Genomic DNA, 15,447 nt, shown 5'->3' with positions numbered 1-15,447 from the left:
AGTCACGCGGACTGTTTGTTGCTGATTTGGGTCGTTGCGGCTTTTCGTTCGCCCGGCGGCGCCTGTTCCTCGCTCAGGCCTGAGAGGACCTTCTCTCGCGTCAATTGCATCAACTCGCCGATGTTTTCTTTCGTGTAGCCGCCGGTGCTGATAGGTTCGTGAACAGTTATTCGCACGGTTGATGGGAAAACCTTGATCTGGGCTTTTGGCATGATCGCAGTTGCGCCCGATATCGAGATTGGGACAATCGGGACGCCGGCATCGATCGCCATCATGAACGCGCCCTTCTTGAACGGAAGCAACCGCCCGTCAGGCGAGCGCGTGCCTTCAGGGTAGACAACATACGATTTGCCGCGCCGCAGGTTCTCGGTTGCTTGTCGAGCGCTTTCGACGGCGGCGGTTGTGTTGCTGCGATCGACCGACACCACGCCGATCAACCGTATGCCTTGACCAAAGATCGGATACTTGAACACTTCCTTTTTCCCCAGGTAGGCAATATTCCGTTTGAGGTAAGTCACGCACAAAGGGACTTCGATGAGGCTCTGATGGTTTGGAGTAAAGATGTAAGTCTGATTCGGGTCCAGCCGTTCGAGCCCGCTTACTTCAATTCGCACGCCGGCCATCGCCAGCCCGGCGCGAATGAACATGCGAACCGGTGAATAGATGAAGTTTTCATTCCTGGTGATCAGTACGAGTACGATCAACAACGGCGCCACGATCGCGATTGATGCGAACCAGAATGTCAGAAGGAAGATTCCGCGCAATCGAGGGATCATTCGAACGTCCAACCTCGGCCAACCTCGGCCAACTTGGGAATGAGGATGGTTACACCACTAGTATTTCTAACGCGGCTTTAATTCTTCGTTCAGCGTTCCAAGGAACGCGACTAGCGGAGCTATGTCCGCTTCGGTGATATTGATTCTGGAAAGTTGCTTATCGCCTTCTCGCACTTTCCCCGCGCGCGCCAACTCACTCAAGCGAATGATCTCGGTCAGTGCGCTTTCGAGCGTAGTGAAGCCGCCGGTGTGCATATACGGCTGGGTGAACGCCAGATTACGCAGGGTCGGAGTCTTGAACGCCGCGGTCATTCGCTGCAGGAACTGATCGTCACTCTCATCACCGCCGCGAAGCGGCGAGGTCTTGAGATCCACGAAGTTCCAGAAGCCGAGATCCGCGTATCGGGGTTTCCGCTTCGAAGGAGTCTCGCGGAACTGCGGGGAAGGGCGCCGGGCCTGGGCGGCGGCGGGGATTTCCAGTTCGGCGAAGCTGCCAGCGCCGTTCACCTGATCGTATTCGCTTTGACTGATGCCCATGTTGTGAAACGAAAAGTCCGTGAACAGCGGCGGCGTGTGACACGCGGCGCAGTTGCCGATAGACCCGCTCCCACTGGTGCGGAAAAATACCTTCAACCCGCTCAGCGCAGCGGCGTCAAACCCGCCGGGCAGCTTCAGCGTTCGTGACTTTTCGAGCGTCGCGACCTTGTCCAGAATCCGGTTCGCAAGCAGCTTTGGGTCTTCGCCATCCGCGGGTCCGGAGTCCAATCCGTTCGCCTGAACGAAACGATCGTATGGCGCCGTGCGCCCGGTCTTGAGCGTTCGAATATAATCCGCGAGGGCTTTCACGACACCGTTGACAACTTCGCTCTTGCTGAGCGTTGTGGGATCGACCCCGTATGCGGCATTGAACTGCGCACGATAATTCGTTTCATTGCCGCTGCCTTCGCGATTGTCATCCAAAATGATTCTGTAGACCCGATCGAATGCCTGCTCCTCTTCGCCCGGCAACCATCCCATCGCGCGTCCGGCGAGCGTTCCCTTGACCAGTTCCTCCAGCGAGCTGAACTCCCCGTCGAAGTGAAGACGCGGCATCAACGCCGAATCAAAGATTGTCGGCGCGTTGCGCAACCCGTCGCGGCGCGGATCGCCTGCGCGCCACGGCACCCAGCTCCGGGCGAAGAAATCGGTGTGGGCCCTCATGCCCTGCGGGTCTTCGTCCATTAGATGGCACGAAGCGCAGCTATTCTGAAGATCGCCCTGCGGCGTCGAAAAGCGGGAGTCGTTGAACAGCCTCAACGCGAGACGGATTTGAGAGGATTCCTTGCGCGGTTGGCTTTGCCCGAACGCGACCAGGGCTAAGAAGGCGGCCACGCCGATTGCCGCGAGTTTGGACCCCGCGATCCGAGAATGAGTAAAGCTCAATGGTTTAGCGCCTTTCATCAAATTGTTTGGTTCGAAGCCGGCAATCAACTTGCTGCTCGCGAGCGGCGCTTCATTCGCGCCACGCATTGCTCGAGCTGCTCATGCATAAGCGACGAGCTTAAACGAGCCCGGCGTCCGTGTCCAGGCAGTACCCACTCGAATCGGTAACCGAGCAGGCGCTCCATTGAGCGAGTCTGCTCCGTCCACGAATACCAGCACACGTTCGACGACGCGTGAAGTGATTCGTAAGACTCGGACCACCAGAGATGATCACCCGAGAACAAATATCGGTTGCGGTAGAGCAATACCGTGTGCCCGCGTGTGTGCCCGGGAGTCGGGATAGCCAACAAGTCGTCGTCGAGCTGAACGGCTTCGCGGCCGGCGAGCACGCGCTCGATGCCGGACAGAGAGCGGCCGATATCGTCGCTATGCATAACACGCTCGGCGTTGAAATGACCGGCCCACTTTTCGTGGTCGGCGACGTCGTCGCGATGAGTTAGGAACATGAGCCTCACGCCGCCCAGCTTCTCGATGCGTTTGACCAGCGGACTCGCGAAACGAGGCGAGTCGATCAGCACGTTCCCGTTGGGGCGGGCGATGAGGTAGCTAGACGCTCCGTATGACGACTCGGACGCGAAGCCGCAGAAGTAGACGCCATCTTCTATCAACTCAGGATAAGCTGCTACAGCCGCTTTCGCCGAGCGGCCGCTGAGCGTTCCAATTGAAGCGGTCGGACAGGTGACTAGAGCTTTGAGCGCCGCGAATTCTTGTTCGGGTGATTCTGGCTGGTGATGAACTATTGATTGATCGCCGGCGCTCGAGAAAGTGTCTGGAGCGATCTGACGGCAGAGATCGCAGTCGATACAAGTGCTGTCGACGAAGAAATCGCCGGCGACGTTTTCGGCGAGTCTCAGTTCAGGTAATGCCATGCAAATTCAGTATAAGAGGTCAAACACAAAGGCACAAAGAAGTACCAGGTTCAGAGTTCAAGCTTCAGCTTGTCCCTTAGTGACTTCGTGCCTTTGTGTTTAATTCAGGTAGCGAGACTCCAGCCGCACGTACTCGCGCAGCTCTGTCATTATTTCGGCGAACATTGGAGGCGTCAGCGACTGTGGGCCGTCCGACCAGGCCTCTTGCGGACGAGGGTGAACTTCGATGAGCAAACCATCGGCGCCCACAGCCACTGCGCCTTTTGCCGCCGGGCGAACCAGGCTCCTGCGGCCGGTTGCGTGGGAGGGGTCGACTACAACGGGCAGATGACTCAGTTCGTTCAACAGCGGAACCGCTGCCAGATCCAACGTGTTGCGCGTAGCGGTCTCGAAGGTTCGAATGCCTCGCTCACACAGGATTATCTGATCGTTGCCGTGTGACGCGATGTATTCGGCCGACAAGAGAAGCTCCTTGATTGTCGAGCTCATCCCTCGCTTCAAGAGCACCGGGCGTTTGACGCTGCCCAGTCTCTTCAGTAGAGCGAAGTTCTGCATGTTCCGCGCGCCGACCTGAAGGATATCGGCATACTCGGCGACGACCTCGGTGTCTTCGGTGGTGACGACTTCGGTCACGATCTTGAGCCCGGTAAGAGCGCGCGCTTCGGCCAGCAGCTTGAGCCCTTCGACTTCAAGACCTTGAAAGTCATAAGGCGAAGTCCGTGGTTTGTAGGCGCCGCCTCGCAGCACCTGGGCGCCTGCCTGCTTGACGGCTTCGGCAGTTTCCATCAACTGCTCGCGCGTCTCGACCGAGCAAGGCCCAGCCATCACGACAAACTCTTTGCCGCCGATCTCCAGATCGCCGACGCGGACAATCGTTCGCTGCGGCTTCAGCTCGCGGCCTACGATTTTGTAAGGCTGAAGTATCGGAACGACGTCTTCGACGCCCGGCACCGAGCGCAGATTTTGCAGGTGGTCTTTGTTGTCGCCGTGACCGACCGCGCCGATGACGACTCGCTCTTCGCCTCGTATGACGTGAGGCTTGTAGCCGTATCGGCGGATGCTCTCACAGACCTCTTCGATCTGGTCTTCGGTTGCATTTGATTTCATCGCGATGATCATGGCTAATTCTCCTTTTGGTACCAGGCGCCGTGATGCGTGATTCGTGATGCGTGACTGGAAAGGACCGGTCACGCATCACGTTTCACGCATCACCCTTCACTTCTCCAGTAACTCCCCAGCACGCGCACGCTCTCGGCAAGCTCTGCCAGATTCGCAAGCGCTCGCTCGACGTGAGGCTCGTGTGGATCGCCGATCAGGTCAAGATAAAACGAGTACTCCCACGGGCGGCCTTCGATGGGTCGCGATTCGATCTTAGTCAGGTCGATGTCGCGCAGCGCGAACGCGGCCAGTGAGCGAAACAATCCGCCCGGCTTGTTCGCTACCCGAAAGACGATCGATGTCTTTCGCTGCTCTTGATTTGACGTCGTCTTGATCGAATCCGCTCGATCGGGGCGCGCCAACAGAAGAAACCGCGTGAAATTCTTCGCGTTGTCTTCGATGCCTTCGGCGATGATCTCGGCGCCGTAGACCTCGGCCGCGGTAGCTCCGGCAATCGCCGCCTCCACCTTCGAGCCGCTCTCGACAATCATCTTGACGCTGCCCGCAGTGTCGTAAGCGGGTGCCACTTCGATCTGAGGATTGGCGCGCAGGAACTTCTCGCATTGCGCGAGCGCGACCGGATGAGAATGAACTCGGCGAACATCTGACAGCGCAACGCCGCGCGGCGCGATCAAGTGGTGAACGATTCTCAGGTTCGTCTCCCCGGTGATGGTGAGGTCGTGCTCCATCAACAGGTCGTAGTTCTTATGCACCGAACCGGCAAGGCTATTCTCGATCGGAGCAGCGGCTGCATCGGCCGCGCCTGATGACACGGCGTCGAACATTTCCTCGAACGCTCGACAAGGCAGGATTTTAATGTCGGCGCCGAGAAGCTTGCGCGCGGCGTCCTCGCTGAAGGCTCCACGCTCGCCCTGGAAGGCTACCGTCAATGTGCTGTCTTTGTTCTTATCTTCCATCAAACCACTCCCAAAAACTTTGAAGCCCGCTGCCTTCGTGGAAGGAGCGGGCTTCTGAAACCTGTGCGATTGGATTTCGGTCTAAACCATCGCGCCCCCCGCTCCTGTTGCGGTGCTAAAGCTAAAGACGCTAAACGAGAAGTAAGAACGCCGCACTTTGGTATGCGCGCGGTTCGGGTGACGGTCAATTCGTGATGCGAAAAAATTCATTTGAATTCCCAACTGTTTTCTCAAGCTCGCCGATTATCCGTGAGAGAGGCGAAACCTGTCAACCTGACGAGGCATGGAGTTCAGGCTTTAGCCTGGTAGTGTGTCAAAAGAGGAAAGTACTACCAGGCTAAAGCCTGAACTCCATGCTCTTTGCGCTCTTGATTCAGTGAAACTTCACTTCGAATGGTAGCGCCGGCAGCTTCTGATTATTCTTTCCTACCTCGACTCGCTGTGGCAGCTTCCTGCCGTCAATGTCCAACACGAAACGAAGCGCCGTCACTTTTTTATCGACCTTGAAATCGAATCCATCGATGTCGTTGCCTGTTTTCGCAGCAAACACAATCGTCCTGTCGCCGTCCTTCTTTATTATGTCCTGCTTGCGCTCGACTACGACCGGCGCCCGGCCGCCGCCTACATGCGTGCGGCCTCGCGGACCAACCCAGACGTTAGGCGCTCGACCGGGATAGAGAACACGCCGTTCCTCCTCGAGGTCTATGCGTTTGAGGTCATGGAGCTCGCCGCCTTCGGCGACAACTGAACCGGTGAATCGCCGTAGCGGCCCCATCGTTGTCCAACGAAGCTTCCACTTGTCGCCCTCTTTCCAGATGTAATAACCGAGTTCCGCGCCTTCGGAAAAAGTGGGTCTCCCTTCAAACATGTCAGTCTGCGCCAGCGAAGACGGCGAGAACGCAAGCAGCGAGATAAACATAAGCACCAACGTTACCTTCTTAAGTAGATTCATCAACATCGCTCCTCCTTTTTGGAGATTGAAGACAAAGTTAGTAGAACCGGTTGATGGGGCGAAACTAGCGGTTTCTATTCGGATTGTAAAGTGGATATCGGGAGTAACAAAGACGCCTCCGCTGCAATCGCTTTTATGCAACCAGGGCCGCACATCCCCCGACGTGCCGCAGACTTTAGTCTGTGAGAGCCGTACCGGTGGCCGACGGTCTCTACGCCGGCTTATTCTGATCCCCTTCTGATTTGCCCGGCGTCGAAGTCGAAGCCGGCGCCGGAATGATGACGGTCGCTCGATCGACTCCTGTGTTGCCTGTCCTCTGCTGGAATGCCGATACTACAATCTCGTAGATCTCAGGCTGACCGGAGCTGTTGGGTGGTATGCGCCACTCTCCCGCAAACTGGCTGGGCGCTCCGTAGGGCGCATCCGCATCGTACTGAAGCGGAAGCTCGATAGCGCCATACTCGCCTTGCTTGATCAAAGCCATTACTTCGAACTGAGCGGGATGCCAGGGCGGATGGCCTTCTCCAATTGGGCAACCGCACATCATCGTCACATTGGCTCTGATCTCGATATTTTTGGGTGCCGTCTGCGGCAGAAAGTGAGTCGGCGGATTCAGGATTTGAACGACCAGGCCGGGTATTTCCAGCAGGAAGCCTCCTCCTTGTGCTCCGCCAGTTATGCTCTTCCCCGGATAAACCCATTGAGTAAGCGATACGGTATTGGCTGATAGCTGTGCCGCGAGAGGCCCATATGCCGTCACTCTGACTAGTGTGGCCTGATCCAGGTCCAGTGTGGCGGTGAAAACTGAAGCCCCATCAACCGGCAGCACTTCCGAGCGCTTCAGACAAATATCCATTAGATCCGGTTCTCCCGAACCGCCGGCAGTAGTACCACGAGCCAGCAACTCGCCGGTCTGAACATCGTGAATAGTGACCAGCGATCCGCCTATGTCGTCACCAAGGTACTTGCCGTCCTTGGCGATCACCCTCACGTCTACCTGCGTTGGTATTCCCATAATTCTCCCTGAACTGATTCGCTGCGGCGGGCAACTTAACGCGTTCGACCGGGATTGTAAAGAGGGTTCCGTATCAGGCGTGTGGGTCGGAGGTTTGCGCCGGAATTCCACCGGCGTGCATACCCACGCTCACTAGAGTTTCCAGTGGTTGATAGTCCAACCCTGGAAGGGTGGAGGTATAAAGCCACGGGTGAGTCCGCGAACCCGTGGATAGAGGCGTATAGCAGCACTAACCCGCGAAGCGGGTGGCGGCCTTTGTTAGCAAAACCAGGTAGAGGACAATGGCGAGGATGTGTCGGCGCACGAAGACTCTTGCTTGCAACTCGCCGTCACCCTCTCCGAGGGTTAAGGTGTCATCCTCGCGCGTGACCACGGGTTCGCGGACTCACCCGTGGCTTTATTCCGCCATCCCTTCGGGATTCAGCGCAAAAAGTTGACCCGCACTCTGCGAAGAGTCTACCCGCACGACTGTATCGAGGCAGGAATGGCGGATGCCTCGCGTCGCCCTCACTCGACGCGATCGATCCCGAACATCTTCTTGTAGTGCCGGTACCAGTCGCTCTGAAACATCTCATTCGGGTCATGCTTCAGTTTCATCTCCAGAAACTCTCTGAACTGCGGATAACAAGCTTCCACCTGCTGCTTAGTCGCGTAGCGGTGATAAGTGAGATAGTAGCTGCCGGCATAGCGGATCCCCAGATCGATCAGGCTCCGAAACGCCCGCGCGGCGTTCTCCAGTCCCGCGGTGTCGTGGGTGACGTGCAGGTTGAAGATCACGCAGGCGAATGACTCGCGCGCCCAGCGAAGAAAGCTTTCTTCATCTTTCTCGATCAATCGAATGGTTCCGTAGATCATGTTCGCATCCAGCTTGCGCAATTCGACTCTCGCATCCTCCAGGAAGTTCACGAGCGAACTCCGGGGGACGTAGATCTCGGTGATCATCTCTGTAGCTTTCACCTTCGCGCCAAGCCTCCGGTCGAGGTCTTCGTGATAGTTGTCGACGTAGGCCCCAGATAGTTGCGAGTCGGCCCAGTAGACTTGCCCGGACGTCGCGAGATAGCGCCTGGTGTACACCTCGAACGCGCGCCGCTTGTACTTGTGGGAATAGTAAGTGAGACGGGCCCAGTCCTCCGGATGAAACCGGGTAGGCTTTTCGGTGAGCGGCGTCGCGGGATCGACTTGCCGGTAACACGAGAAGACTCCGCGACGCAAAAAGCTTTCACGGCTGCTGTCGGTTGCAATCTGGAAGTCTCCATAAAGATATCCGTTAGCGATTCGCTCATCGAACGACGCCACGATATCCTTCGAGTCTCGAATCTCGACGATGCGCTGGACTTTCTTTCGTTTCCACAATCGCAGCCGCACCGAAGTCACGATGCCAAACAAACCGTACCCGCCGATCACCAGGCGAAACAGCTCCGAGTGTTCGTCGCGGCTGCATCGCACCAACGCCCCGGCGTGATCCATCAAAGTGAAAGACTCGACCTGATCGATGATCGGCTTTAGCTTCAAACCACGGCCGTGAACGTTCGAGGCGAGCGCTCCTCCGATTGAAAGCCTGTCCGCGCCGGTCTGTTTCTGGACGATGCCCCACTGTTGGTCTTGCCCGCTTTGAGCCTTAATCAGGTAATCGATCAACTCCGGCCATTCAGTTCCGGCCTCGACTTCGACTATTCCTTTCTCGCTATCCAGATTCAGCACACGATTCATTCCAGTCATATCGACGAGAATCGTCCCGGCGCCGAACTGCTGAGCCCCCATCGCGTGACGGCCGGCGGCGATGCTTATGGCCTTGCCTTCGGATTTGGCGGTTAGGAGTGTAGCGCGCAGATCGTTCGAGGATCGCGGTTTGATGATTCTGTTGACTCGAGTCGCGTTGAGCTGAGAGTGAATGTCGTTGACTAATGGTTCTGAGTTGTTTGCTGTTAGCGGCACGGCTGCCAGAGGGGCCTGCTGGGCGGATACCGAACAGACAAACGCGTTAGGCAGAGCAGCAACCGCGCAAGTGGCTTTCAGGAAATCGAGAAACTCTCGTCGTGATAACGTCATCGTTGTCCTCGCAACGGGCTTCTGGGCGGTGTTCTAGTTCGGTTGCGCCGGACTAATGGCGCCCGAGGAAAGCACAAAACAGGGATCACTTCTTCGGTTTGGCGCCGGCGGGTGTTCTCGCCTTTTGTACTTGCTTCATGAAACCTTTTGCTATCTTTCCAGCAGCACTACCGAAGAGCGAGTTCACATTTCCGCTGGCGACGACGAGCCGTGTCCTCGGATCGACGACGACGTAGGGATACGCGGTCGTAAAGTTCGATCGACGAACCTCAATAATCAGGTCAGCCGCGTTTGGGTCCTTAGTAATGAGCAGTCCCGCCTGTTGGAACTCCACGCGCTTGAGCAGTTCGTTCTCAATGACCGCTGATTTCACGAGCGCGGTCCGCGAGCAGACATAGATGATGTGAGCTGCAGTCAAAATGGCCGCAGGATCCTTAACAGCACCGGCGTCGGATCGCGGCGCTGTGGTGAGTCTCAGGCAAACGTCATTTTGAACGCTGATGTCCAGTGCCTTCGCGGGGATGGTTGAAACGGCGATCGCCAGCAGACATGCTGACAAGACTATGCATCGTGGTTTGACGGTTATCATATTCGGCTCCCTATTATTCTTGCCGAGGCGTACGCATCCAGCGGCGATAGCAGAATGATCATCACCCAGATTGGAATAGCCATCAGCGCCAACAGCATTCTTTTGGAGAAGCTGCCTGCCGGCGAGCGCCCGACACTAGCCGGCACGCCCGTGGCGACGGCATTGACCAACGGGCCCGACACGGGATGATAGAGCTTCTGCGAAAGCCGCGTCGTCGCGTAGTTCTGGATAGGTTCGGGGTTGGCGTTATCGACCGGAGCGACCGGGAAAGACGGCGGCAGCGTTTCGGTCTGGCCCGCTCCGCATGAACGACAGAACCTGCTGTCTTCAATCAGCCCGGCGCCGCAACTACGGCACGGCTTGATCGCAACGGTTGTGGTCTGTTCCGATTCGCACATAAGCCTGTCCTCCCTCACTCGGAACGTGACATCTTCGTTCCTCTTGGTCTCCTGATCTGGGGCGATTGTAGGCTCAATGCAAGGTAGGCGATTGTAGGGGTGTGACACTTCCTAGAGCGTCACAGCGTCAGGACCCTGGGAGCGCAGGCATCCTTGCCTGCCTTTTCGCTAGCGGCTTAATCATCTCGCGCCGGCCGGCAGGCAGGGATGCCTGCGCTCTAAGGGTCGAGCGGCTTTGCGAGGAACTCTTTGAAGCTGCACAGCTCTTCAAGCGACGAGTCGGCGATGATTCGAAACACGCGAGGGCGACAACCTGAAGGAAGCTGAGTTGCGGTGAGCGCGTCGGTTATCACCATCGCGCTTCCGGCCAACCCCTTTTGCCAGCCCCGTTCTCGCGCGTCGCGAAAGCTCATAGCATCGGGGTCTATTGCGGCGGCAACAAGGATCGTGTGAGCCCACTTCAGGAAATCGGGCCAGCGCGAGACCACTGTGACCAATGATTCGAGCGACGGCCGCTCCTGACCTGCGATCGATCCGGGTACCGAACGCAATCGCAATAGCAGACACGAAGCATTGGGCGGAAGCGCGGCTCTCACCTTCTCTGCCAGACCGTACATCGCAACCGGAGCGGCCCCCGCGAGCAGGTCAGTGCGTGAGCATTCATCGAGGCCGGTTCCGGTGACTCGAAAGCCGGTCGCTTCTTTTATCTCGGCGATGAGGATGCTGCGCAGTTCTTCATCGGGCTCGATGACCAGAAAATGATCGGGCGGTTGAGTCTCGAGCCAGCGCTTCACTCGCGCTTGAATCTCGCCGAGCGAATGACCTCGTTCGCGCGCGACTCGAAACAGTGTCGAGATCAACTGATCGAGTTCGAGTTTCGGGTCGGCGCTCGCATCGACGCTACGCTCGCGAACGTAGACGCCGCTTCCTTTTCGAAACTCGACCCAGCCTCTGCGCTCCAGATCCTGAAAGGCTGCGCTCACGGTGTTCGAGTGTATGTCATAACGGCGGGCAAGCTCGCGGGTGCTGGGGAGTTTCTGACCGGGCTTCAGATCGTCGCTGACTATGCCGAGAAGGATCTGCGTCGCGAGTTGCTCGCGCAGAGGGACTTCGCTGTTTTTTGAAAGCCAGATGCGCATCAGTGGCAACGTTGCGGGAGTAGCGAAAATATTATGGCGCGAACATCTCGCCAAGAACGGCTAACACCAGCGACTTTGTTCTGGTGCAGCGCCTTGTTGGGCATCTGCGCCCTTTGAAATGCGCGACTGCATGAACGCCATGAAGAAAGGAATGAGCAACTCAAGCACAGTCATTGCGATGAAAAAGGTATTGGGTAAACCAACTGCGGCCATTGAAACAAGGCGCGCCAGCCCGCCGACAAAGAACGTGAGCGCCAGAACATAGACAACCATGCTTTTACGTTCAATGTCCTTAATGCACCAGAGAAGAGCCATCCCGTAGGCCGCAAATAACGTGGCGTAAAAGCGATCTTCACTGTCCATCGTGGTATTGACAGGAATAGACCCCGGTATTGCTGAGGGGCCAAGGACAATGTGCAGCGACGCAATGAAGATTGCGGTTATGCCGAACAAGCCAAGAAATACTTGAAGGAACTTTTTCATCACCGCTCTCTCTTGAACGCCCAACAGTTCGCGCGCGCGCAAAGCGTTTCACTACCACTCCCACTCTTGCTCATCCCAACTGGTGTGTGAAAAGCCTTGGTCCAGCAGTTCGTCTTCTCCTCGCGCCGCCATTGCCTTAGCAGCCTCTGCCCATCCTTGTCGGGGAGGGCGCGCAGAGCGTATGACGATCTCGTTGTTCTGGACCTCAAGCAGTACCTCCTCGCCGAGACGGCTCTGCTCCAGATAGAGCTTCGGAATGCGAACTCCCTGCGAGTTGCCAATCCTTATGATACGAGTCTTCATAGCCTACAACGTAATTACAGCGGCATATTCAGTCAGTCAAGCAGCCCGTCCGGCTCAGAGCTGCGTATTGCGACTCAGCCAGTTTATCTGAGAAATCAGGCTTGTTCCTTCTGCACGAACATCCATCCCGTGCCTTTGCAGTGCAAGCAGCGCGTCGCAATTGACCTGCCTGTTCCCGCGCATCGACGACACTTCTGCGCGGGCTGAAGGACTAGAACGAAAGCTTTGCCGCAGCAGACTACGCAATTCGGTGAGCGATCGGCGATTCGTTGTGCGACGGAGAGACCCGGCTTCGCACTCAGCGGCTGAAGGTTGATCTGATACTTGCCCGTGCCGCTGCAGGTAGCGCAGGGTTCGGGCCAGTAGTTGTCCGCTGGTGAATCCACTTGCTTCCTCGTCGACTTTACTGCGCCGCTGGGAAGTGCTTAACGTACCAGTTGATACACCGGTCGATCGAATCGACCACGTGCTTTGACTCGCGAATGCCGTGGCCTTCGCGAGGATAGCGAATCATGATCGCTTCGACGCCAACGTCTCGAAGCGCGATGTAGTACTGCTCGGCTTCGGCGATCGGCACGTCGTTGTCGTTTTCGCCATGCATAAGCATCGTAGGCGTCTTTGCCTTGGCCACGTGCTTCAACGCCGAGCGCTCCCACAACACATCCATCATATTGCCTTGATGCGGGAAGATGCCGAATTCCATCTGCTCGTACTGATTGTAGTAGGTCATGTAGTTGTAGCTGATCAGATTGGAAATGCCCGCAATCGGAATCGCCGCCTTGAAGATGCTCGTCTGGGTGATCAGCCAATTCGTCAATTGCCCGCCGTAGCTGACGCCTTCGACGCCCAATCGATCGCGATCGATCCAAAGATTGCGGCGCATGGCGGCGCTCAAACCGTAGATCACGTCCTGCGCTTCGTTGCCGTTTTGATCTCCGAAGACCGCGTCGGTGAACGCCTGGCCGTAGCCGGTCGAGCCGCGATAGTTCACCAGCAACGTAGCCCACCCGCGCGCGGCGTAGATTTGATGCTTGAAGTTGAACGCCGGTCCCTGCTGCCCGTGGGGTCCCCCGTGGATGTTCACAATCAGTGGATGCTTTGAGGTCGCGGTCATGCCGAGCGGCCTGGTGAGGAACGCTTCGATTGTGTACTTGTTGTCGTTGCTGATGAAGCTGAACGATTCGACCTCGGCGATCTGCTTGCCGGCGAGCACCACGGCGTTCAGATCAGTAGTTCTCTTCGCGGGCGCGTTGCCGGGCTTCAAATAAAGTTGCGTCAGATCGGAGGGGCTCGCGAACGCGTAAGCGATCGAGTTGTCCCTGGCGACCGACCACGCTCCAACCGATCCGCGATCGTTGATGACGACTTCCGGTTGGCCGCCTGCGACTGGCAAGCGATACAGCCGAACGTTGCCGCGCTCTTGCACGGTGAAGTAAACAGCGCTGCCATCGGGTGACCACGCGGGCGCGCCCTGCCGGTTATCGATCATCGAGCTGATCTCGCGGCGGTTGGTTCCATCGGCATTGATCAACCAGATGTGCGTGTCTTCCATCGTCGTCTCGAGATCGGTCAAGCCGCGCCTGGTCGCTTGATGGACGATCGTCTTTCCATCGGGTGACCATCGCGGTCGATACTCGGCGCTCTCGGTTGAGGTCAGCCGCCGAATCGATCCATCCGAGACTTTCAACGTGAACAGGTCGTAGTTAAAAAACTGGTCTTCGTTTGGTTCGCGATTCGAGATGAAAGCTATGTCTTCGCCGTCTGGCGACCAGTCGATTGAATGCTCCGAGTGAGTTCCGCTCGTAAGCTGCCGAACCTGCGTGCTCGCGACATCCACCACAAAGATGTGCAGGCGGCGGTTGTCGTTGAAGCGAGTCATGCCTTCGCTGTCGTCAGGCTTGTAGAGGTACCGCGTAATCACAACCGGATCGCCGGTCGCGTCCTGGGTTTCAGGGCCGGGCACCGCGTTGACGAACGCGATTTGTTTGCCATCAGGCGACCAGGCTATGCTCTTGCCGGTCGAAGGAAGCGGGCTGTTGGTCCCCTGAAGCTGTGAAAGAAACTTCGCGTTCGACCCGTCCGGACGGGCGACTATCAAGCCCGGCTTCTCGCCGAGCTTCCCGTCGTAAGCGATCCACTGCCCATCGGGCGACCACTCGAGATTCGACGAGTTCTCTTTTTCGCCGCCGAGCCTGATCGACTTGTTGTCGGCGACGGTCATTATCCAGAGTTGCGGGTAAGGCCGGCCGGGAGCGTCGTTGTTGATCACCGAATAGGCGACTCGCGATCCATCTGGTGAGCATTTCACTTCGCCGACTGAACGAAGCTTTAGCAGGTCGCTGCTTTGAAGCCCGCGGGTTTGAGCCGCAGCCGCCCCGGTCATCATCAACACCAGCGCGGTGGGCAGAATCGATATTCGAAATGTTCGCATTCGTTCCTCACTTTTCCGAAAGGTCGAGACAGAGATCAGGACACACCAGCAGGCAAGCGGGGTAAGCAGGAGTCAGGCGTTTCTTGTGCGTAGAAAGGCGGCCCGAACTTTGGCACGTTGTTTCCTTCCGAGTCTCAGGCCAGCCGCTCTGATGTGAGCAATGTCCGTGTGCGAGACGACCTCGCCACTGGATGCATTGACCAGGATCTCGCCTACTTCTCCGACTGTCACACCTGGATAAGCCAGGACTATGGGCACTCGCCAGAGCTGTCCCTGAGCATCAAGGGTTGGATCAGCCGGACCAAAGCGATCGGGCAAGCTCTCCCAAAGCCAGCCCGCCGCGATCCGCACCGCATCCTGCGCCATCACTCTGAGAGGCTTGATCCGACGTTTCTGCTGTTTCATCGGTTGCGTCTCCTCGCGGCTATCGTAATGCTCCGAATTTCAAAGAGCAAGGATTCTTAGCCTTTACGTTTGCGCTTCTCGATGAGCATGTTGAAGGTATAAGTTTTTTCGGTGATTTCCTTCTTGAGCCTGCTCTTCTGCGCTTCGTCGGAACTCGCTTCGAGCCGCTTCTTCAGCGCTTCGATGTCTTTCAGCATTTCCACTTCTTCGGGTACGAAGTTGTTGCCCTTCAAGATCGAGTAGGCCATCCTCAAATCTTCGGGTGTTTCGAAGTAAGCTCTCAAGTCGATGGGCTTGCCTTTGCCGGGGAGGTTGTCAAATTCCCCCGCTTCAATTGCCCTTCTCACCTGCTCCTCAACAAATTTCTCTATGGACATGAAAGCCTCCCTGCGAGCGCAGGCATCGTGGTCCGCCTTCCGCCAATCTCTTTTCTGCCCACTGTCGCGGAAGCAGGAACACCCTTGCTGCCAGTCCGACGAAA

At 57.1% G+C, this 15,447-nt stretch carries 16 protein-coding genes; all 16 read right to left on the bottom strand.

Going from position 1 to position 15,447, the window contains the following annotated elements; translation table 11 throughout:
- Positions 1–2 precede the first annotated feature (2 nt).
- The gene (locus AABO57_18775; protein ID MEK6287767.1) at positions 3–776 is read right to left on the bottom strand and encodes a lysophospholipid acyltransferase family protein; all 774 of its coding nucleotides are present in this window, start codon (positions 774–776) and stop codon (positions 3–5) included.
- 66 nt (positions 777–842) lie between these two features.
- Positions 843–2,285, bottom strand: a complete 1,443-nt coding sequence (locus tag AABO57_18770) for a cytochrome c peroxidase (GenBank protein MEK6287766.1) — start codon at positions 2,283–2,285, stop codon at positions 843–845.
- The gene (locus tag AABO57_18765; GenBank protein MEK6287765.1) at positions 2,243–3,127 is read right to left on the bottom strand and encodes an MBL fold metallo-hydrolase; all 885 of its coding nucleotides are present in this window, start codon (positions 3,125–3,127) and stop codon (positions 2,243–2,245) included. Before AABO57_18765 ends, AABO57_18770 begins: the two co-directional genes overlap by 43 nt.
- A 99-nt stretch (positions 3,128–3,226) precedes the next feature.
- Complete coding sequence (aroF, locus tag AABO57_18760; protein ID MEK6287764.1) at positions 3,227–4,246, bottom strand: 3-deoxy-7-phosphoheptulonate synthase; 1,020 nt, start codon at positions 4,244–4,246, stop codon at positions 3,227–3,229.
- A gap of 89 nt (positions 4,247–4,335) precedes the next feature.
- Complete coding sequence (pheA, locus tag AABO57_18755) at positions 4,336–5,202, bottom strand: prephenate dehydratase (protein MEK6287763.1); 867 nt, start codon at positions 5,200–5,202, stop codon at positions 4,336–4,338.
- Between the two features lie 373 nt (positions 5,203–5,575).
- Complete coding sequence (locus tag AABO57_18750) at positions 5,576–6,154, bottom strand: hypothetical protein (GenBank protein MEK6287762.1); 579 nt, start codon at positions 6,152–6,154, stop codon at positions 5,576–5,578.
- A gap of 211 nt (positions 6,155–6,365) precedes the next feature.
- A complete protein-coding gene (locus AABO57_18745) occupies positions 6,366–7,169 on the bottom strand; it encodes a hypothetical protein (protein MEK6287761.1) in 804 nt (267 codons plus the stop codon).
- 507 nt (positions 7,170–7,676) lie between these two features.
- Positions 7,677–9,218 (bottom strand): FAD-binding oxidoreductase, encoded by a 1,542-nt coding sequence (locus AABO57_18740; protein ID MEK6287760.1) that lies wholly within the window; start codon positions 9,216–9,218, stop codon positions 7,677–7,679.
- An 85-nt stretch (positions 9,219–9,303) separates the two neighbouring features.
- A complete protein-coding gene (locus tag AABO57_18735; protein ID MEK6287759.1) occupies positions 9,304–9,807 on the bottom strand; it encodes a hypothetical protein in 504 nt (167 codons plus the stop codon).
- Positions 9,804–10,205 carry a zinc ribbon domain-containing protein gene (locus AABO57_18730; GenBank protein ID MEK6287758.1) on the bottom strand — a complete coding sequence of 134 codons (402 nt, stop codon included), beginning with the start codon at positions 10,203–10,205 and terminating at the stop codon, positions 9,804–9,806. The genes AABO57_18735 and AABO57_18730 overlap by 4 nt, the downstream gene beginning before the upstream one ends.
- A 218-nt stretch (positions 10,206–10,423) precedes the next feature.
- Positions 10,424–11,344, bottom strand: coding sequence for a GntR family transcriptional regulator (locus tag AABO57_18725; GenBank protein ID MEK6287757.1), 921 nt, complete (start codon positions 11,342–11,344; stop codon positions 10,424–10,426).
- Positions 11,345–11,404: 60 nt separating this feature from the next.
- Positions 11,405–11,827 carry a DUF4345 domain-containing protein gene (locus AABO57_18720; protein ID MEK6287756.1) on the bottom strand — a complete coding sequence of 141 codons (423 nt, stop codon included), beginning with the start codon at positions 11,825–11,827 and terminating at the stop codon, positions 11,405–11,407.
- Between the two features lie 51 nt (positions 11,828–11,878).
- Complete coding sequence (locus AABO57_18715) at positions 11,879–12,130, bottom strand: AbrB/MazE/SpoVT family DNA-binding domain-containing protein (GenBank protein ID MEK6287755.1); 252 nt, start codon at positions 12,128–12,130, stop codon at positions 11,879–11,881.
- Positions 12,131–12,533: 403 nt separating this feature from the next.
- Entirely contained in the window at positions 12,534–14,561 is a 2,028-nt protein-coding gene (locus AABO57_18710; GenBank protein ID MEK6287754.1) for a S9 family peptidase, read from the bottom strand.
- A gap of 72 nt (positions 14,562–14,633) precedes the next feature.
- Entirely contained in the window at positions 14,634–14,966 is a 333-nt protein-coding gene (locus AABO57_18705; protein MEK6287753.1) for a hypothetical protein, read from the bottom strand.
- 56 nt (positions 14,967–15,022) lie between these two features.
- Complete coding sequence (locus AABO57_18700) at positions 15,023–15,343, bottom strand: DUF1992 domain-containing protein (GenBank protein MEK6287752.1); 321 nt, start codon at positions 15,341–15,343, stop codon at positions 15,023–15,025.
- Between the last annotated feature and the right edge of the window lie 104 nt (positions 15,344–15,447).

The organism is Acidobacteriota bacterium (assembly GCA_038040445.1).
Taxonomy (GTDB): Bacteria; Acidobacteriota; Blastocatellia; order UBA7656; family UBA7656; genus Onstottus_A; species Onstottus_A frigus.
Note: the sequence above shows the minus strand (reverse complement) of the source record. Positions and strands in the feature narration are given on the sequence as shown.